The 19,483-nt window shown below is 69.7% G+C and carries 14 protein-coding genes; 12 read left to right on the top strand and 2 right to left on the bottom strand.

Annotation, left to right across the window (positions count from 1 at the left end):
- Positions 1-260 precede the first annotated feature (260 nt).
- The 5 genes from AC5P1C_RS02865 to cseC all read left to right on the top strand — a co-directional run bounded on the left by AC5P1C_RS02865 (position 261) and on the right by cseC (position 4,740).
- A complete protein-coding gene (locus AC5P1C_RS02865; protein WP_493864055.1) occupies positions 261-1,193 on the top strand; it encodes an HhH-GPD family protein in 933 nt (310 codons plus the stop codon).
- Between the two features lie 204 nt (positions 1,194-1,397).
- Positions 1,398-1,946 (top strand): SigE family RNA polymerase sigma factor, encoded by a 549-nt coding sequence (locus tag AC5P1C_RS02870; protein ID WP_190083940.1) that lies wholly within the window; start codon positions 1,398-1,400, stop codon positions 1,944-1,946.
- 41 nt (positions 1,947-1,987) lie between these two features.
- Positions 1,988-2,587 (top strand): hypothetical protein, encoded by a 600-nt coding sequence (locus AC5P1C_RS02875; RefSeq protein WP_493864056.1) that lies wholly within the window; start codon positions 1,988-1,990, stop codon positions 2,585-2,587.
- Between the two features lie 9 nt (positions 2,588-2,596).
- Positions 2,597-3,310 carry a two-component system response regulator CseB gene (gene cseB, locus AC5P1C_RS02880; protein ID WP_493864057.1) on the top strand — a complete coding sequence of 238 codons (714 nt, stop codon included), beginning with the start codon at positions 2,597-2,599 and terminating at the stop codon, positions 3,308-3,310.
- 104 nt (positions 3,311-3,414) lie between these two features.
- The gene (cseC, locus tag AC5P1C_RS02885) at positions 3,415-4,740 is read left to right on the top strand and encodes a two-component system sensor histidine kinase CseC (protein ID WP_493864509.1); all 1,326 of its coding nucleotides are present in this window, start codon (positions 3,415-3,417) and stop codon (positions 4,738-4,740) included.
- Positions 4,741-4,833: 93 nt separating this feature from the next.
- Here cseC and AC5P1C_RS02890 read toward each other — a convergent pair whose 3' ends face one another.
- A complete protein-coding gene (locus AC5P1C_RS02890) occupies positions 4,834-6,453 on the bottom strand; it encodes an MDR family MFS transporter (protein WP_493864058.1) in 1,620 nt (539 codons plus the stop codon).
- A gap of 206 nt (positions 6,454-6,659) precedes the next feature.
- Between AC5P1C_RS02890 and AC5P1C_RS02895 the strand changes: the two genes are divergently transcribed.
- Positions 6,660-7,277: a TetR/AcrR family transcriptional regulator gene (locus AC5P1C_RS02895; protein ID WP_493864059.1), complete on the top strand. Its 618-nt coding sequence runs from the start codon at positions 6,660-6,662 to the stop codon at positions 7,275-7,277.
- A 19-nt stretch (positions 7,278-7,296) separates the two neighbouring features.
- Here the strand turns inward: AC5P1C_RS02895 and AC5P1C_RS02900 are convergent, their stop codons facing one another.
- Entirely contained in the window at positions 7,297-7,995 is a 699-nt protein-coding gene (locus AC5P1C_RS02900) for a M23 family metallopeptidase (RefSeq protein WP_493864060.1), read from the bottom strand.
- A 533-nt stretch (positions 7,996-8,528) separates the two neighbouring features.
- Between AC5P1C_RS02900 and AC5P1C_RS02905 the strand changes: the two genes are divergently transcribed.
- The 6 genes from AC5P1C_RS02905 (at position 8,529) to AC5P1C_RS02930 (ending at position 19,380) form a co-directional block, all read left to right on the top strand.
- Positions 8,529-11,615 carry an NACHT domain-containing protein gene (locus tag AC5P1C_RS02905; RefSeq protein ID WP_493864061.1) on the top strand — a complete coding sequence of 1,029 codons (3,087 nt, stop codon included), beginning with the start codon at positions 8,529-8,531 and terminating at the stop codon, positions 11,613-11,615.
- A 139-nt stretch (positions 11,616-11,754) separates the two neighbouring features.
- A complete protein-coding gene (locus AC5P1C_RS02910; protein WP_493864062.1) occupies positions 11,755-12,534 on the top strand; it encodes a VOC family protein in 780 nt (259 codons plus the stop codon).
- A gap of 157 nt (positions 12,535-12,691) precedes the next feature.
- Positions 12,692-13,129 (top strand): PPOX class F420-dependent oxidoreductase, encoded by a 438-nt coding sequence (locus tag AC5P1C_RS02915; protein WP_493864063.1) that lies wholly within the window; start codon positions 12,692-12,694, stop codon positions 13,127-13,129.
- A 395-nt stretch (positions 13,130-13,524) separates the two neighbouring features.
- The gene (locus AC5P1C_RS02920; RefSeq protein ID WP_493864510.1) at positions 13,525-14,055 is read left to right on the top strand and encodes an NUDIX hydrolase; all 531 of its coding nucleotides are present in this window, start codon (positions 13,525-13,527) and stop codon (positions 14,053-14,055) included.
- Between the two features lie 102 nt (positions 14,056-14,157).
- Positions 14,158-16,755, top strand: coding sequence for an NACHT domain-containing protein (locus tag AC5P1C_RS02925; RefSeq protein WP_493864064.1), 2,598 nt, complete (start codon positions 14,158-14,160; stop codon positions 16,753-16,755).
- 60 nt (positions 16,756-16,815) lie between these two features.
- Complete coding sequence (locus AC5P1C_RS02930) at positions 16,816-19,380, top strand: NACHT domain-containing protein (RefSeq protein WP_493864065.1); 2,565 nt, start codon at positions 16,816-16,818, stop codon at positions 19,378-19,380.
- Positions 19,381-19,483 lie beyond the last annotated feature (103 nt).

Genomic DNA, 19,483 nt, shown 5'->3' on the forward strand with positions numbered 1-19,483 from the left:
CGCCCCCACCCGACCACCCCGCATCCCCGTGCCGAACAAGCCTTTCCCACCCTCCCCCAAGCTCTTAAGGAGCAGGGGGGACCCCCATCCCGATTGCCCCGCGGTGACAGGGGGCGGATGAGCGGGCGGACGGGTGGCCTCACGGCCCCGCCCCCAAGACGCACCAGCACCGGGCCCGCACCCCCCGGAGCGAAAACGCGCCCCTCGTGAAGCCCCGCCTGGCCCGCCCCCCGGCGCCCCCATGGCAGGATCGTCCTGCCATGACTGCGCCCACGAAGCCCATGCCAATGTCAGACACCCCCGACAGCCCCTCCCCCGCCGGTGAGACCCTGCACGGTCCCGTCATCGCCTGGTTCGACGCGAACGCGCGTGACCTGCCGTGGCGGCGGGCCGACGCCGGGCCCTGGGGCGTGATGGTCAGCGAGTTCATGCTGCAGCAGACGCCGGTCAACCGCGTCCTGCCCGTGTACGAGCAGTGGATCGCCCGCTGGCCCCGCCCCGCCGACCTCGCCAAGGAAGCCCCGGGTGAGGCCGTCCGCGCCTGGGGACGCCTCGGCTACCCCCGCCGCGCGCTCCGGCTGCACGGCGCCGCCGTCGCCATAACGGAACGGCACGGTGGCGACGTACCCACCAAGCACGCGCAGCTGCTCGCGCTGCCCGGCATCGGCGAGTACACCGCCGCGGCCGTCGCCTCCTTCGCGTACGGCCAGCGTCACGCCGTCCTCGACACGAACGTGCGCCGCGTCTTCGCCCGCGCCGTCACCGGCGTCCAGTACCCCCCGAACGCCACCACCGCCGCCGAGCGCAAGCTCGCCCGCGCCCTCCTCCCCGAGGACGACCGCACGGCGTCCCGCTGGGCCGCCGCCTCGATGGAGCTCGGCGCCCTCGTCTGCACCGCCAAGAACGAGAACTGCTCCCGCTGCCCCATCGCGCAGCAGTGCGCGTGGCAGACGGCAGGCAAGCCCGCGCACCAGGGCCCGGCCCGCCGCGGCCAGACCTACGCGGGAACGGACCGCCAGGTCCGCGGCAAGCTGCTCGCGGTCCTCCGCGAAGCCGTGGCCCCCGTACCGCAGGCTGCCCTCGACCGCGTGTGGGACGAACCCGTGCAGCGGGCCCGCGCACTGGACGGTCTCGTCTCCGACGGCCTCGTCGAGCCCCTCCCCGACGCCTTCTACCGTCTGCCTCTCACCTGAGCAGCAGCAACAGCAACAACAAGAAGCACCTGCCAAATCGGCCTGAAACGCCCCCGCTTTACGCCCCGCCTACTTCTGTTACACAACCGACGGAAGCCCGTGCGCCCCCCGCTGGCTGCTCCGCACAGCCTCGTGACAACGCCTCCGTAACTTCATAGCCGTACCGCACAGGCAGCGGTGGTCGGTGAACGGAGGCGGTCAGGTATGGCGCACGGTGAGGTGCTCGAGTTCGAAGAGTACGTCCGCACTCGGCAGGACGCCCTGCTGCGCAGTGCCCGGCGCCTGGTCCCCGACCCCGTGGACGCCCAGGACCTCCTGCAGACCGCGCTCGTGCGGACGTACGGCCGCTGGGACGGCATAGCCGACAAGCGGCTCGCGGACGCCTACCTGCGCCGCGTCATGATCAACACGCGTACGGAGTGGTGGCGGGCCCGCAAGCTCGAAGAGGTCCCCACCGAGCAGCTGCCCGACGCGAGCGTGGAAGACTCCACCGAACAGCATGCGGACCGCGCCCTCCTGATGGACATCATGAAGGTGCTGGCACCCAAGCAGCGCAGCGTCGTCGTGCTGCGACACTGGGAGCAGATGTCCACAGAGGAGACGGCCGCGGCACTCGGCATGTCGGCGGGAACGGTCAAGAGCACGCTGCACAGGGCGCTCGCACGGCTCCGCCAGGAGCTGGAGAGCCGGGACCGCGAGGAGCCCGCCACCGGCGCGCTCGAACGTGAGGAGCGGGAGCGTTGCGCGGCCTAAGCACCCGGGCTTGCAGGACGACGAGGGCGGGGAGCACGGCCGTGGCCGCGCTCGCCGCCATCGGCCTTTTGCTCACCGCCTGCTCGACCGGCGGCTCCGGTGCCCGGGACGAGGGTCCGGGCAGCGGCGGCGAGACGGTGATGTCCCCGACACCGTCCGCGTCCCCCTCCCGGACGTCCGCGGCCTCGCCGCCCACCACCCGCGAGGCGGTGAAGCTCGTCAAGGACGACCCGAAGGTCAGCCGGACGGTCAAGCGCGACCTGAAGCCCTGCGTCGCCGACGAGTACCCGGTGGACGTCAGCTACGGCAACCTGACCGGAGGATCCGCCTCCGATGTCGTCGTGAACATCATGACCTGCGGCGATGCGGTCGGTACCAGCACTTACGTGTATCGCACCGAGGGCAAGAAGTACGAGAATGTCTTCCAGGACGAGGAGCCACCCGTCTACGCGGAGATCGACCGGGGCGACCTGGTGGTCACCAAGCAGCTGTACGAGAAGGGTGACCCCGTGTCGTACCCGTCCGGCGAGGACGTCATCACGTACGAGTGGGCGGCGAACCACTTCAGGGAGACGGACCGCATCCGCAATCACTACAGCAGCGCGGCGGGCGGCGATGCTCCCGCTCCGACGGAGAACTGAGAGCACCCGATGGCAGAGCACACCCATGTCCTGTTCGTCGAGGACGACGACGTCATCCGTGAGGCGACGCAGCTCGCCCTCGAACGGGACGGCTTCGTCGTCACCGCGATGCCCGACGGCCTGCAGGGCCTGGAGGCGTTCCGCGCCGACCGGCCGGACATCGCGCTCCTCGACGTGATGGTGCCGGGCCTCGACGGCGTCTCGCTGTGCCGCCGCATCCGCGACGAGTCCACGGTCCCGGTGATCATGCTGTCGGCGCGCGCCGACTCCATCGACGTCGTGCTCGGCCTGGAGGCGGGCGCCGACGACTACGTGACGAAGCCCTTCGACGGCGCCGTCCTGGTGGCCAGGATCCGCGCCGTCCTGCGCCGCTTCGGCCACGCGAGCGGACCCGACTCGGCGGCGCCCACCGCCGGTGAGGGCGGCTCCGTGGACGGCGGCGTGCTGCACTTCGGTGATCTGGAGATCGACACGGAGGGCATGGAGGTCCGCAAGGGCGGCGCTCCGGTGGCCCTGACGCCGACCGAGATGCGCCTGCTGCTCGAATTCTCGTCCGCGCCCGGCACGGTCCTCTCCCGCGACAAGCTCCTGGAGCGCGTGTGGGACTACGGCTGGGGCGGTGACACCCGCGTCGTCGACGTCCATGTGCAGCGGCTGCGCACGAAGGTGGGCCAGGACCGGATCGAGACGGTCCGCGGCTTCGGCTACAAGCTCAAGGCGTGAGCCGGATCCATGCTTGATCTCTATGGCTCGGCGCATCTCGGGGGACATATATGAGCAGGGGGAGCGGCGGAACCGTGGCCGCGCTGCGCGCCCGCCTGCGCGCGATGCTGGGCTCCCGCCTGCGCACCGGCGTGCGCTGGAAGATCAGCGCGGCGATCGCCCTTGTCGGCGCCCTTGTCGCGGTGGCCCTGAGCCTGGTCGTGCACAACGCGGCGCGCGTCTCGATGCTCGACAACGCGCGCGATGTGCAGGACGAGCGGATCCAGTACGCCCAGCGGATCTACGAGACGTCCGGGCGGACGGGCCAGTTCGGCATGAAGGTCGACGACCCGGAGATGCCCAAGGAGCTCCTCGCGAAGGTGCTCGCCGGGCGCCGCGCCACGTACGTGGAGGACCACGAGAGCGGCGTCCCCGACATCTGGGCCGCGGTCCCGCTGAGCGACGGCCACATCCTCTCCCTGCACACCCGCTTCACCGACCGCAGCGCCACCGTCATGAAGGACCTCGACCAGGCCCTGGTCATCGGCTCCATCTCGGTCGTCTTCGGCGGCTGCGCGCTCGGCGTGCTCATCGGCGGCCAGCTCTCTCGACGCCTGCGCAAGGCGGCGACCGCGGCGCAGGAGGTCGCCCAGGGGCAGACGGACGTGAGCGTACGAGATGCCATCGGCGGCGTCGTACGCGATGAGACCGATGACCTCGCGCGCTCGGTGGACGCGATGGCGGACGCGCTCAAGCAGCGCCTCGAAGCCGAGCGGCGGGTGACGGCGGACATCGCTCATGAGCTGCGTACGCCGGTGACGGGCCTGCTCACGGCGGCCGAACTCCTGCCGCCAGGACGCCCGACCGAGCTGGTCAGGGACCGGGCGCAGGCGATGCGCACGCTGGTGGAGGACGTACTCGAAGTGGCCCGCCTGGACAGCGCGGCCGAGCGGGCCGAGCTGCAGGACCTGATGCTCGGCGAGTTCGTGACGCGGCGGATCGCGGTGCTCAACTCGGACGTGAGCGTGACGGTGGTGCACGAGTCGGAGGTCACCACCGACCCGCGCCGTCTGGAGCGCATCCTGGGGAACCTCCTCGCCAACGCCGCCAAGCACGGGAAGCCGCCGGTCGAGGTCAGCGTCGAGGGCCGCGTGGTGCGGGTCCGCGACCACGGCCCCGGTTTCCCCGCGGGTCTCCTGGAGGAGGGCCCGAGCCGCTTCCGCACCGGCAGCACGGACCGCGCGGGCGTCGGCCACGGCCTGGGCCTGACGATCGCGGCGGGCCAGGCGAGGGTGCTCGGCGCGAGGCTGACGTTCCGCAACGTGACGCCCGCGGGCGCGGCCCCCGAGGATCCGGCGGAGGGCGCGGTCGCAGTCCTCTGGCTCCCGGAACACGCCCCGACGAACACGGGCAGCTTCCCGATCCTGCAACTGCCGGACAAGTACAAGTAACGGCTGCGGCGGCAAGCACGGAACACGGCAACGGGCCCCCGGCACCAGAAGGTGCCGGGGGCCCGCTTCAGCCGAGGGAACAGGGACCGCGGGTCAGACGGCCTCTGCAACCGCGTCCCGCGGACCAGGCGCGGCGTCCCCAGCCGCACCCTCGGCCGGCTTGTCGCCCCCGGGAGGGGAGTCCTTGGGCCCGGCCCCCCGCAGGGGAACCTCCTTGACGAACAGCGCGGCGATCAGCGCGACGATCCCGATCCCCGCCCCCAGCAGGAACGCCGAGTGCGTACCGGCAGACACAGCGTGCTGATATGCGCCCGCCACCGCATCCGGCAGCTTCGCCAGGCTCGCCGCGTCCAGCTGAGCCGACTGGTCGGTGACCTTGCCGCCCAGCTCACCGGCCCGCTCGGACATCGTGTGCTCGACCCGGCTGTTGAAGAGCGCCCCCATGATCGCGACGCCGAACGAGGAGCCGAGCGTACGGAAGAGGGTGGCCGAGGACGACGCGACGCCCATGTCCTTCATCTCGACGCTGTTCTGCGCGACCAGCATGGTGATCTGCATCAGGCAGCCCATGCCCGCGCCGAGCACCGCCATGTAGAGGCCCGCCGTGAAGCGCGTGGTGTCGGTGTCCATCTGCGACAGCAGGAAAAGGCCGAGGACCATCAGTACGGTGCCGGCGATCGGGAAGATCTTGTACTTGCCGGTGGAGGTGGTGAACCGGCCCGAGAAGAACGAGACGACCATCATCGCGAGCAGCATCGGCAGGAGCAGCAGACCGGAGTTGGTGGCCGAAGCGCCCTGCACGGCCTGCTGGTAGAGCGGCAGGAACAGCATCGCGCCGAACATCACGAACCCGGTGATGAAGCCGATCACCGACATCAGCGTGAAGTTGAGGCTGCGGAAGATGTGCAGCGGCAGGATCGGCTCGGCGGCCTTCTTCTGCACGACGACGAAGCTGATGAGCGAGACGACACCGATCGCGATGAGCTCCATGATCACGGTCGAGGTCCACGCGTACTCCGTACCGCCCCAGGTGGTGACGAGCACGAGCGAGCTGATGCCCACGGTGAGCAGCGCCGCACCGAGGTAGTCGATCCGTCCCTCTGCCTTCTTCTTCGGCAGGTGCAGCACGGCGGTGACCATGGCGAGCGCGACGGCGCCGAGCGGCAGGTTGATGTAGAAGGCCCAGCGCCAGCCGAGGTGGTCGGTGATGGTGCCGCCGACGAGCGGACCGCCGATCATGGCCACGGCCATGACGCCGGTCATCATGCCCATGTACTTGCCGCGCTCCCGCGGCGTGACGAGCTCACCGATGATCGCCATGACGCCGACCATCAGACCGCCCGCGCCGAGCCCCTGGACGGCACGGAAGCCGATCAGCTGGCCCATGTCCTGCGCCATTCCGCTGAGCACGGAACCGAGCAGGAAGATGACTATGGAGGTGAGGAAGACGCCCTTGCGCCCGTACATGTCGCCGAGCTTTCCCCAGATGGGGGTCGATGCCGCGGTCGCCAGCATGTACGCGGTGACGACCCACGACAGGTGCTCCATGCCGCCGAGGTCACCGACGATCGTCGGCATCGCGGGGCTCACGATCATGTTGTCGAGCATGGCGAGCAGAATCGTCACCATCAGCGCCAGCATCACGACGCGCACGCTGCGCGGCTGAGGCGCCTCCTTCGCCTGTTCCCCCGGCTTTTCCTTCTTCTGCGCCATGTTCCCCACTCCCCGGTTCCCCGACCACGTACTGCTTCGAACTTCTTCGAACTGCTTCGTGCTGCTTCGTGCTGCTTCGAGCTGCCACTTACTTGCCGACCGGCAAGCTGACTACACTGAGGGAAACTAGACCCCCAACTAGCCGGGCGTCAAGTAAGTAAAATCGGGTCCAAGGATTCGAGTCGAGGGAGCCGAGGAGCACCAAGATGGTCACGGGCACAGGCGCGGGCGGCGCGGGCACGAGCGGCGCAGGCACGGGCAAGCAGCAGCGCCGCGGGGACACCCGCCAGCGCATCCAGGACGTGGCCCTCGAACTCTTCGCCGAGCAGGGCTACGAGAAGACGTCACTGCGCGAGATCGCGGAACGTCTGGAGGTCACGAAGGCGGCGCTGTACTACCACTTCAAGACCAAGGAAGACATCCTCACCAGCATCTTCGAGGACCTGACCCGGCCCATCGACGAGCTGGTGGAGTGGGGCAAGGAGCAGCCGCACACGCTGGAGGTCAAGCGGACGATCCTGACCCGCTACAGCGAGATCCTCAAGGACGCCTCCCCGCTCTTCCGCTTCATGCAGGAGAACCAGGCGACCATGCGCGACCTGAAGACGGGCGAGACCTTCAAGGACCGCATGCTCAGCCTGCTCGACATCCTCAGGGAGCCGGGCTCCCCGATGACGACCCAGGTGCGCTGCTTCTCGGCGCTGTTCACGATGCACGGTGGGATGTTCGTGCTCAAGGACGCAGAAGGCGACCCCGAGGAGAAGCGCAAGGCCATCCTCGAGGTCGCCATCGATCTGGTGACACAGGCACACGAAGGCACCTGATCGGCTACTGCCGCAGGGGTCAGACAGAGACGCCGTTGGAGCGCAGGAACGCGACCGGGTCGATCGCGGTGCCGTAGTTCGGGCTCGTACGGATCTCGAAGTGCAGGTGCGGGCCGCTGGAGTTGCCGGTGTTGCCGGACGCGGCGATGTGCTGGCCGGTCTTGACGGCCTGGCCGACGCGGACGTCGACCTTCGACAGGTGCGCGTACTGCGAGAACGTGCCGTTGCCGTGCTTGATCACAATGGCGTTGCCGTACGCGGGACCGTCACCGGCGCCGTTGCCGCCGGCCTTGACGACGGTGCCGTTGTGCACGGCCTCGACGGACGTGCCGATGGACACCGCGAAGTCCTGGCCGGAGTGCTTGCTGGACCACATGCTGCCGCCGGTTCCGAAGGAAGCGGACAGCGTGTACTTGTCGACCGGGTCCTGCCAGCCGGCGGCCTTCTTGGCGGCGGCGAGCTTCGCCTTCTTGGCCTGCTCGGCCTTCTTGGCGGCGGCCTGCTTGGCCTTGCCCGCGGCCTTGGCCTGCGCGTCGGCCTGGGCCGAGACCGAGTTCGCGGAGACGCCGGGGAGGGCACTGCTGGTGTCCGCAGCGGCCGCGACCCCGGAACCGAGAACTGCCGATGCTCCGAGCCCGAGGCCCGCGACGGTGACGACGGCCGTCCGCGTACGGAGCAGGGACAGGCCGGGATGGTGGGACGTGGCGCGCTTCGACATGGCGGATGACCTCCGGGATGGGGAGCGTGTGGGTCTGGCATGCGGTGCATGCCGGGCTGTGTGACGTGCGGTGCACGCCGGGCTTCGTGTGACGTGCGGTGCACGCCGGGCACAAAGGGACCCGGCATACGCAGCGCTGCGTCCCGCCGGGTTGGCCATCCCTTGGTAACCCGCCCCCCGCCACCCACTCAAACCCCCCATCTACTACCGAAAGCCGTAGCCACCCACCCAACTTTCTGCCCCTTGACACCCCCAAATCCCGACAATTCCCCCTTCAACTACTTGCCGAGTTTGACCGCCGAAGTCGGGTTTAACCGCACTTCGGGAAGCCCCCCGAGGCCCGCACTGGCCCCGACGGACCCCCGGCCCCCGGGACGAGCCGAAGGTCCCGAAGGTTGCGGACCGAAGGTCCTCTCCCCTACGCGGAACGCAACCACTATTCCGCCTAGTACCGGACATAACGCCTGTGCGTCATGTCACCGACGCCCGAGATCCACAACCTCCGGAATGTGACCGGCGCTACGCTGCGGCGCATGGATCCCGCGGTCATAGGCGCCCGGCTCGCCTCGGGCGTCGCAGCCCCTCTGATCAAGAAATTGTTCGTACGAGAGGGGCCGGGGGCGGGCCTGGTGGACCGGCCTGTGCGGCTTTCGGGCCTGGTGTCCTTCAAGGGCGAGAAGCGGACCCTGACGGAGAAGGACCTGACCAAGCTGGCCGGGGAACTGGTCCACCAGGCGCTGCGGACGGGAGAGCGGGAAATCGCCGCCGACGAGCGCCAGGCTGTGACGGACGCGCTGTCCCGCACCCTGCACGCGCTGGGCGATCTGTCCCTGAACGACGTGGAGGCGGTCGAGCTGGGACACGGGGCACTGGCCCGGCGGCTGCGGGTGACGGCCGACTCCCCGGACCGTGACCTGTCGTCGGACGCGGCGTACTTCTACGACCGCCTGCTCGACACGACGTGCCTGCACATCCTGCACTTCTTCACGCAACGGTCGACGTTCGTGGCCGCGACGCTGGTGGCGCAGAGCCGCCGGCAGGCAGAGCTGATCGCGAAGGTGGACGAACTGATCGCGCGGAACCCGCTGCCGGGGGCGGAGGACGTGGCCTTCGAGCAGCGGTATCTCGCGTACGTGGCGAAGAGGCACGGGAAGCTGACGATCTTCGGGATCGATCTGTCCAACTCGCCGGGGCGGTGGCCGTTGGATGCGGCTTATATGTCGCTGGAGGCGACGGAGCGGCTGGCGGAGCCGCCGCTCCGGCCCGAGGAGGTCACCGCGGAGCAGTGGCCGGACCACATGAACCCGTCGGCCCCGAAACCTCGCCCGGCCGATCAGGCGCTGGCCGACCACGAACGCGTACTCCTGAGGGGCGAGGCGGGGTCGGGCAAGACGACGCTGGTGCAGTGGCTGGCGGTGAGCGCCGCGGGCGGCTCCGTCGGCGACGCGCGCATGGCATACCTCTACGACCGCGTCCCCTACATACTCCCGCTGCGCGCCCTCACCCGCCACGGCGAGCGCCTGCCCGCCCCGGCCGACTTCCTGACGGCGTCCGGTTCACCCTTGGCAGGTACGCAGCCCAACGGCTGGGAGTCTCGCGTGCTGACGGCGGGACGGGCGCTGGTCCTGGTGGACGGGATCGACGAAATCCCGTCCACGGAGCGCTCGCGCACGCGGGACTGGCTGAGCGACCTGATCGACGCGTACCCCGGCAACCGGTGGCTGGTGACGTCGCGCCCGTCGGCAGTACGTGAGGACTGGCTTGCCGAGCAGGGGTTCACGGAGCTGACCCTGTCGCCGATGAACCGGTCGGAGGTGGGCGCATTCATACACCGCTGGCACGCGGCGGCACGCTCGGGTGCACCCGAGGAGGACGAGACCCTCCATCTGTACGAGGGCCAACTCCTGGAAGCGGTCGGGGCAAAACCGGATCTCGCCCGCCTCGCGACCAATCCGCTCATGTGTGCTCTGATCTGCGCCCTGCACAGGGACCGGCGGGGCTTCCTCCCCTTGGGCCGCAAGGACCTGTACTCGGCAGCCCTGTCGCTGCTGCTGATCCGCCGGGACCGCGAGCGCGACATGCACGTGCCGGAGCTCAGGGAGGAGCCCCAGCTGCAGCTCCTCCAGCGCCTCGCCTACTGGCTGATCCGCAACGGCCGTACGGTGATGGACCGTTCACGGGCAGAGTCGATCATCGCGGACGCATTGCCCGCCGTGCCGGAAGTGGCGGCGCTTGGCGACGCGAAGGCGGTGTACGCCCATTTCCTCCACCGAAGCGGGCTCCTCCGCGAGCCGGCGCCCGACACGGTCGACTTCGTCCACCGCACATTCCAGGACTTTCTGGGGGCGCGGGCGGCGGTGGACGAGGGTGACTTCGGAGTACTGGCTCGGCACGCGGCGGACGACCAGTGGGAGGACGTCATCAGGATGGCCGTGGCGCAGGCACGGCCGCGTGAACGAGCCGAGATTTTCCGGGACTTGACGGCACGAGGGGACACGAACCCGGACGTCCGGACCCGGAACCGGGCCCGTCTGCTGGCGGCGGCGTGCCTGGAGCATGCGGCGGAGCTGGCTCCGGAGGTGCGGGGGGAGGTGGAGCGGCGAATGGCGGAGCTCGTTCCGCCGCGCAGCGTGCGGGACGCCCGCGAGTTGGGGGCTGTCGGGGCCATGGTGCTTGATCTACTGCCTGGTCCTGCCGGTCTCAGCGATGAGGACGCCAAGCATGTGGCGATCACCGCGACTCATGTCCCGTCGGACGCCGCGATCCCCTTTCTCGCGCGATTCGCCCGGAACCCGACCTTCGACGTACGCCGCCAGCTCATGTGGGCGTGGAGCCGCTACGACTGCCGCGCCTACGCGGAGCAGGTCATCGCCCATCTGGACGACGGTGAGATCCACTTCACCGTTCGCAACGATGAGCAGGTCGCCGAACTCCTGCGTCTGGGGATACGACCGCAGCAACTGGAAATCCGTGGGACCGTCTCGCCTGTCGCAGCATCCCGTCTGCTGGTTGCCACCACTCCCACCTACCTTCTGCTGGGGGTCTCCCCTGCCCGCCTCACGGACGAGGCACTCGGCGCGCTGTCCCGCGTGACGCACCTGCGCCTCTGGGAGATCAGCGAGCCGTACCGCCTATCGTCGCTTCCCGTGGAGATGCCGCTGCGCAGCCTCGGGATCTTCGAGGCTGAACTGGTGGAAGACCTGCCCCGCATCGACAGGTGGCCTGAGTTGGACTGGGTGCTCTTCGGCGATCACACTGCTCCGAGCTCTGCCGCGCACTGGGAGGCACTCACTCGGCTTCCCCGCCTCACTCAACTGACGCTGTCGAGCGGCGCGCTCGCCTCCGCACCTGGTGGGTTGACCCTGCCTGACGTCACTCTCCTGGTCCTGAACGTCGACGACGACTGGCACGCCGCTTCATCTCATCTGGGGAGGCTGCTGCCAGGCCTCACCCGCCTCTATCTCCATCCCCATCTCGGGCAGGAACCGATGGACGTCACCTCGCTGCCCGCGCTCCTCCCCGCCCTCACCTACGTGCGAGCACCTGCGCTTCAGACATTGGGGATCGCCACTCTCCCCTCGCATATTGAGGTGGACGCCTACGAGCCCCTCACCGATTGAGCTGAAACCACACGCCTTCCCACTCCCGGTAGGCGTCGCCCCCGCCCAAATAGGCCGGGGGCTGACCTACTCGCCCCCTAGCGTCAGAAGCTCCCCGTCCCGCAAGGCGGCAAAGCCGCAAGGACACAAGGAGCGGACAGTGAGCAACGTAACGACCCCCCAGCCCGACGGCACCCCCACCTGGATCGACCTCCACACGCCCGAGTACGACAGTGCTCTGGAGTTCTACGGCGCACTCTTCGGCTGGGAGTACTCCGAGGAGCCCACGCCCAGCAGCCGCCGCAGCGCAACATGTCTCCTGCGAGGGAAGCCCGTAGCGGCGATCACCCAAACGCACCCCCAGACCCGCCCCCAGGCCACCACAGGCTCCGGCTGGACCATGTACTTCGCCACCGCGGACTGCGATGCCACCGTCAAGCGCATCACCGAGGCAGGCGGCATCCTGCTCGAGGGCCCGGCGGACACCACGCCCCAAGGCGCCCGCACGGCCATCGCGCAAGATCCCGTGGGCGCCCGCTTCGGCCTCTGGCAGGCAGGCACCCGCATCGGCTGCGAGACCGTGAACGAGCCGGACTCACTCGTCCGCAACGACCTGCTCACCTCCACCCCGGAGCCGGCTCGAGAGTTCTACAGGGCGGTGTTCGACTACACCCTGGACCTCAACGAGGACCTGCCGGGAATGGACTTCACCTTCCTGCGCCGCCCCGACGGCCACGAGATCGGCGGAATCTTCGGCGCCGCGACCACCCCTACGTCCACCTGGGCCACCACCTTCGAGGTAGCAGACACCGAAGCAGTCGTACACCGAGCCACCACCTCCGGCGGCACGTCCACCACCCCGGAGGACATCCCGTACGGCCGAATCGCCACCATCACCGACCCTGGCGGCAACGAGTTCTCCGTCATCACGAGGCTCTGACCTGCCCTGCAAGCAGCCTCGGCACGGGCCCAGTCACACATCCGACCAGCCCGAGCCAGTACCTTCTCAGCCGCCTGAAGAGCTGAGCAGCGTCACACCGCCCGCCCGCCCGGCGCAAGCCGGAATACCCCACCCCCAACACCGAGTTGGCTCCGACATGACGACCCCAGACACACCCTTCGACCCGCACGCCCTGCTCGCACAGAGCAACCTGGGCGTATTGGCGACGATCAAGTCCGACGGCCGCCCGCAGCTCTCGCCCGTCCAGCCGTCGTACGACCCCTCCGACGGTGTGATCCGCGTGTCAACGACCGCGAAGACGGCAAAGATCGCGAACCTGCGCCGCGACCCCCGCGCCACGCTGGAGGTGACCGGCCCCGACGGCCGGGCCTGGGCCACCGCCGAGGGCACGGCCACGCTCATCGGCCCGGGAACGGACCCGCAGGGCCCCGAGGTCCAGGCCCTGGTGGACTACTACCGTGCCGCAGCCGGCGAGCACCCGAACTGGGACGAGTACCGCGAGGTCATGGTGTCGGACCGCCGGGTGCTGATCACCATGACGGTGGACAACGTGTACGGCACCAGGCTCGGCTGACGACAGCCATCGACAACTGACTGGCGAGGGCGGGGCGAACTAGTTGCAGGATATTCCCAGCTCCACGCCCACCTGGGCGGCCCCAAGTGGAAATATCCTGCAACTCGCCCACACCCGCCGGGCTCGTGCCACCGGCACGCGCTGGGACGGCCCGCAGCCGCTTGACGAAACCGGCACCCTCCCCCGGGCCGATGGCGGACCGTGGCGCCGCCTCCTGCGTGACGGTCCGGGAGGTCCTGGAGGTCCTGGAGGTCCTGGAGGTCCTGGAGGCCCTGGAGGCCCTGGAGGCCCTGGAGGTCCGGCGAGTGTCAGTGGGCTCTGCCATCGTGTGCCTCGTGGATGAATACGTCGATGAAGTCGATGGAGCCGATGAACTCGATGAAGCCGATGAACTCGTGGAACACGTTGACGCCCAGGACCGCGTGCTGGGCGTAGTCAGTCGGCGGGAGGCCGTCCGGCAAGGCTGGCTGCACCGGGTCGCCACGGTGGTGTGCCGTGATGAGCAAGGCCGCTATCTCGTCCACCGGCGTGCCGACCAGCTGTCCCGTTTCCCAGGGCACTACGAACTCGGGGTCGGGGGCGCCGCAGCAGTCGGCGAGTCCTATGAGCAGGCGGCTGCCCGCGAACTCAGTGAGGAGCTGGGAATATCGCCGCCCGTGGGCCAGGCGAGCCCGGTGCGCCTTCGGTTCACGTTCCTCAACCGGGTCGGGCTCAGCCCTTACTGGCTCGGCGTATGCGATGCCGTCCTTCCGGAGATCGGCGCCCCCGACCCGGCAGAAGTGGCCTGGCACGGGTGGCTGACCGAGTCCGAGTTGCAGCGGAACCTGCGGCAGTGGACCTTCACTCCTGATAGCCAGGAGATCTTCGATCAGTATCGCGTCTGTCGTGCCGCCCCCCTCCCCCCGGCGCCTTCGCAGAGGCAGTGACCGAACCGCACCCCGGGTGGGGGCTCCCCCGGGGTAGGGACGCCCCCACCAGATAAGCCCCAACTACAGCCGCCCCGCACCCCCTTCACCTACCCTCGACACATGGTCGAAGCCACCGCGCTAGGCGCCCGCATCGCCTCCAGCGTCGTCGTGCCGCTCATCAAGAAACTCTTCGTGGCTGACCAGCCGGGCGCCGCCCTGGTGGAGAACCCCGTACGCATCACCTCACTCGTCTCGTTCAGCGGAGAGAAACGCAGCGTCGCACCGAAGGACGTCGAGAAGGTCGCCGGCGAGCTCGTGCGCAGGGCGCTGAAGGCCGCCGGGCCCCACGAACCGCCCGTCGACCCGGCAGAAGCCCTCGCCGTCAAGAACGCCCTCGCCCACTCCCTCGCCGCCCTCGGCACCATCACCATCGAGGACTACGAAGCCGTCGCCCTGGGACCCGAAGGCTTCGCTCGCCTCCTGCGCTCCAACGCGGGCGCCGTCGTCATCTCCTTCGGACTCGGCACGAGCGCCGAACTCCTCTACGACCAGCTTCTCCTCACCGCCTCCCTCCACATCCTGAACTTCTTCACCCAGCGGTCCACGTACATCGCCCGCCAACAGACCCGCCAGGCCCAGCAGTTGGGCCGTCTGATCCGGACGATCGACGTCCTTCTCGATCGCCTCCCCTCCCAGACCTCCGAAGACGCCGCCTTCGAAGCCCTCTACGCCACCCACATCGCCCAACGCCACGGCACCCTCACCATCTACGGCCTCGACGCCGGCACCAGCGAGTGGCCCCTCGACACCGCCTACCTCAGCCTCGAAGCGACCCATGAGCGCACCGGGCACGGCCTCAGCGGCGCCAGCGGACCCGGCAGATTCGGCGGCCTCGGCGGACTCCATGTACCCGCCGAGCAGGTCCTCGCCCAGCACGACCAGGTCCTGCTGCGCGGCGTCGCCGGATCCGGCAAGACCACCCTCGTCCAGTGGCTCGCGGTGACGGCCGCGAGCCGGACGTACGAGCACGGGCTGACGCATCTCATCGGGCGTGTGCCGTTCGTCCTGCCGATGCGGCGGATCCTGCGGCCGGGGGCCGAGCTACCCATCCCGGGGGACTTCCTCAAGGCCGTCGCCTGCCCGGTCGCGGGCGAGCAGCCGCCCGGCTGGGTCGAACGCGTCCTGCGGGCCCGACGCGGCGTGCTTCTCGTGGACGGGATAGACGAGATCGCCGGGGAGCGGAGAGAGAGCGCACGACGGTGGCTGCGCGAGCTGGCGCGGACCTTCCCCGGGAACCTGTGGCTCGTCACCTCACGCCCCTCCGCCGTCCCAGAACAGTGGCTGACCGCCGCTGGCTTCAACGAACTCACGCTCTCTCAGATGTCCCGTCACGACGTCACCACCTTCGTGCGCCGCTGGCATCGCGCCGCCGGCGCCGACGAGTCCACCGGCGACTCCCTGCTGCAGGCCGTACGGACCAAGACCGAGCTGAACCGCCTCGCCACCAACCCCCTGATGTGCGGCATGCTCTGCGCCCTCCACCGCGACCGGAACGGCTTCCTGCCCGAGGACAGGAAGTCCCTGTACGAGGCCGCCCTCTCCATGCTGCTCGAACGGCGGGACCGGGAGCGGGGGTTGGACGACCCGGGTGTCGTCCGCATTCCGTACGCCACCCAGATCCAGCTCCTCCAGCGGCTCGCGTGGTGGCTCATCCGCAACAGCCGTTCGGAGATGGACCGTTCGGAGGCGCTGCACATCATCACGCAGGCGCTGCCGTCACTGAACCTGACCAGCGGCGCCGAGGACGTCTACATTTCGCTCCTCCTGCGGTCCGGGCTCCTGCGCGAACCCGCCGACGGGCGCGTCGACTTCCTCCACCGCACGTTCCAGGACTATCTCGGCTCCCGTCTCGCCGTGCAGGAACTGGACTTCGACCTGCTCCTGAACAACGCGGACAAGGACCAGTGGGAGGACGTCGTCCTCCTCGCGATCGCCCACGCACGGCCGAAGGAAGCCGAGCAGATGCTGCGGCGGCTCGTGGAGCAGGGCACCGCGCGCGGCAAACTCCTTGCCGCCGCCGGGCTGCCGTACGCGGCGGAGGTGGCGCCATCTGTCCGTTCGTTCGTGCAGGTCGGGGTGTTGAGGCTGGTGCCGCCCGGCTCCAGCGCCCAGGCCGAAGCGCTGGCGCAGGCAGGGGGTCCACTGGTGCTCTCGCTGTTGCCGGACGTGCAGGGGCTCGACGACTTGACGGCACGTCATGTGGTGCGTACCGCCTGTGAATTGGGAAGTGAGTCCGCAGTGCATTTCCTGACCCAGTTCCGCGAGCACCCCAGCCCGGACGTCCAGCGGACCCTCGCCGCGTCCTGGCCGCACTTCGAGCGCGATCTCTACGCCCGGGAGATCCTCGCGCACCTGCCCCGCCAGGGCCGCGTCACCGTACGCGCCCCCGAGGACCTCCGCGCCCTGCGCTCCATAGGCGGCTGGGCCGACATCCAGATCGTCGGCGCCTACCGCGTCGAGGACCTGACCGAACTCGTCGTGCGCGAGCGGCTCATCCGCCTCAGCCTGGAGGCGTCCCACCCCGTCGAAGGACTGGCCTGGCTCTCGGTCTTCCCGAACCTCAAGAGAGTCCATGTGACCTCTGAGGTGAGCGAGGCCGTGGCACAGCAGGTGCCGGGCCACATCGAGCTCACCACCCCACCGCCTTGGCGGAGTTGACCTACCCTTGACTCTCCACGACACATACACGCAATCCCACCCACAGGGACCCCCATGTCCATGGAGCCCGTTGTCCGCATCCCCTCTACGCTCGCCGCACCCCTCGTACAACGGCTCATCCGCACGCCCCCACCGCAGCCGCCGACCACGCCGGACCTGATCGCCGCCCTCACCACCTGGCGCGGCGCCGACGCCCCGGCGACCCCGGACGACGTGCACCGCGTGGCCGCCGACTTCGTCCACGTCGCCGCCGAGGCACACACCGCGCCGACCACCGAACTCACCTCTGTGGTAGAGGTGTTGACGCGCACGCTGCTCGCGGTGGGGGAGCTCGACCTCACGGACGTGGACGCCGTGCGCCTGGGTCCGCAGGACTACGCGCGGCGCCTGAGGGGCGCCGTGCAGGGAGCTGACCGCGCCCTCTCCCCCGGCGCCGCGTGGTTCCACGACGAACTGCTCGTGGCCGTGTGCCTGCACGTCCTGTACCACTTCGTCCGGCGCTCCCCGCACATCCAGCGACATATGGCCGAGAGGGCGAGCCGTATCCGACAGCTCATCGACCTGAACGACGCGGAAGCCGCGGCCCGCCAGCCCGAACGGTCCCAGGAGGACCGGGACTTCGAATCCGCGTACGCCGAAGAGGTCATCCGGCAGCACGGCTGGCTCACCATCGTCGGCGTGGACCTCTCGAACGCGCCGGACCGCTGGCCCCTGGAGGACACCTACCTCAGCCTGGAGGCCGAGGAGAGCAGCGGCAGCGGCGTACCGGGCGAACCGCAGACGGTGCTGCTCGCCGACCGGGCCCTGGAGGGACACGAGCGGGTGCTGCTGCGCGGCGTCGCAGGCTCGGGCAAGACGACCCTCGTCCAGTGGCTCGCCGTGGCCGCGGCCCGCGAGGGCGCCCGCGTGCCCTTCGTCCTGCCCGTACGCCGCTTCGCCCGCGAGGGCTTCCCGGCCCCGGACGAGTTCCTGCACGCGATCCGCCACCCGCTGGCCGACCAGGCCCCCGAGGGCTGGGTCGTCCGCACGCTCCTCGCGGGGCGCGCCATGCTCCTGGTCGACGGCATCGACGAGGCCCCGGAGGCCACCCGCGGCGAGCTGCGCAATCAACTGCGCCGCCTCCTGCGCATCTTCTCCGGCAACGGCTGTCTGGTGACGTCCCGCCCCTCCGCCGTCGAGGACGGCTGGCTCGCCCAGGAGCGCCTCGCCGAAGAGGGCTTCAAGGAACTCTCCCTCGCGCCGATGTCACGCGACCAGGTCACCCGCTTCATCCACGACTGGCACGCGGCGGCGATGAGCGACGAACACTGCAAGGAGCAGCGGGACCGCGACGAGCTGAGGGAGTACGAACAGCGCCTCCTGCACTCCGTACGCATCTACCGCGAGCTGCGCCAGCTCGCCACCAACCCCCTGATGTGCGGCCTGATCTGCGCCCTGAACCGCGACCGCTCCGGCTCGCTGCCCAACGGCCGCAAGGAGCTGTACGACGCGGCCCTGGAGATGCTGCTCCAGCGCCGCGACCCCGAACGCGACGTCCTGTACGCCGACGACGTCCACCTCCAGCAGGGTCCGCGCGAGCTGCTCCTGCGCAAGCTGGCCCACGCGATGGTCGAGGAGGGCGTCTCGGAGCTGCCGCGCGAGCGCGTGGTCGCCATCCTGGACGGCGCCCTGCCCGCCATTCCCTCCGCCCGCGCGGAGGGCGACGGCGAGAAGATCTTCCGTCATCTGCTGCACCGCACGGGGCTGCTGCGCGAACAGGCGGGCCTCTCGGTGGACTTCATCCACCGCACCTTCCAGGACTATCTGGCCGCCAAGGAAATAGTGGCCCGCGGCCAGTTCCGCACCCTCGTCGAGCACGCCCACCGCGCCGAGTGGGAGGAGGTCATCCGCATGGCCGCCGCGCACGCGCGGCCCGAGGAGTGCGCCGACTTCCTGGAGCGGCTCCTGGCCGCCGCCCCGAACCTGCGCCGCCCGCATGTGAACCACCGGCGCCTGATGGCCGCGGCCTGCCTGGAGCACGTCACCGAGCTCGACCCCGCGGTGCAGCAACTGGTCCACGACCGCACCAAGAACCTCGTACGCCCCACGACCGAACTGGCCGCCCGCAGCCTCGGCTGGGTCGGCCCCATCGTCCTGGAACAGCTGCCGGACCCCGAGCAGGTGCCCAGCGACCAGCAGGCGCTGCTCCTGGCGATCACGGCGACCCGCGTCCAGGACGACGCCGCCATCGATTACCTCGCCCGCATGCGCCACCGCTCGGCGCTGTCACTGCGGGCCGAACTGGTCCGCCCCTGGCGGCACTTCGACACCGAGCGGTACGCACGCGAGATCATCGCCCACCTCGACCCGGTCGGCCTGTACTTTCCCGTCTCCGACACCGCTGAGCTCGCGGCGCTGCGGCAGCTCGGCGGGCGGCCGTGGATCCAGGTCGTCGGCGTCATGCGCACCGAGGAGCTCCTCGCCGGCCTGGAACACGAGCAGCTCACCCACCTGTGGGTCACCGCCGAGCTGGCGGACACGGACATGTCCTGGCTCTCCCGCTTCCCGAACCTGAGCGTGCTGCGGGTCAATCCCCGACTGCCGCGAGTACGGAACGTACCGGAGGGAATCACGATCACGTCGTAGCGCCTCGTCAGGGGGCTCGGCGGAGTGCCCCGTCAGGGGCGCGGGGAACTGCGCGACCAGCCACGAAGCGCCCGCAGCCGAAATTCAAAGCCAAAAGGGGCTG

The organism is Streptomyces sp. A18 (assembly GCF_059026065.1).

Bases quoted from the DNA above. Each gene is read 5' to 3' on its own strand.
- AC5P1C_RS02900 (WP_493864060.1), bottom strand. From the start codon at position 7,995: ATGTCGAAGCGCGCCACGTCCCACCATCCCGGCCTGTCCCTGCTCCGT.
- AC5P1C_RS02905 (WP_493864061.1), top strand. From the start codon at position 8,529: ATGGATCCCGCGGTCATAGGCGCCCGGCTCGCCTCGGGCGTCGCAGCC.
- cseB (WP_493864057.1), top strand. From the start codon at position 2,597: ATGGCAGAGCACACCCATGTCCTGTTCGTCGAGGACGACGACGTCATC.
- AC5P1C_RS02895 (WP_493864059.1), top strand. From the start codon at position 6,660: ATGGTCACGGGCACAGGCGCGGGCGGCGCGGGCACGAGCGGCGCAGGC.
- AC5P1C_RS02890 (WP_493864058.1), bottom strand. From the start codon at position 6,453: ATGGCGCAGAAGAAGGAAAAGCCGGGGGAACAGGCGAAGGAGGCGCCT.
- AC5P1C_RS02930 (WP_493864065.1), top strand. From the start codon at position 16,816: ATGGAGCCCGTTGTCCGCATCCCCTCTACGCTCGCCGCACCCCTCGTA.
- AC5P1C_RS02865 (WP_493864055.1), top strand. From the start codon at position 261: ATGACTGCGCCCACGAAGCCCATGCCAATGTCAGACACCCCCGACAGC.
- AC5P1C_RS02915 (WP_493864063.1), top strand. From the start codon at position 12,692: ATGACGACCCCAGACACACCCTTCGACCCGCACGCCCTGCTCGCACAG.
- cseC (WP_493864509.1), top strand. From the start codon at position 3,415: ATGCTGGGCTCCCGCCTGCGCACCGGCGTGCGCTGGAAGATCAGCGCG.
- AC5P1C_RS02870 (WP_190083940.1), top strand. From the start codon at position 1,398: ATGGCGCACGGTGAGGTGCTCGAGTTCGAAGAGTACGTCCGCACTCGG.
- AC5P1C_RS02925 (WP_493864064.1), top strand. From the start codon at position 14,158: ATGGTCGAAGCCACCGCGCTAGGCGCCCGCATCGCCTCCAGCGTCGTC.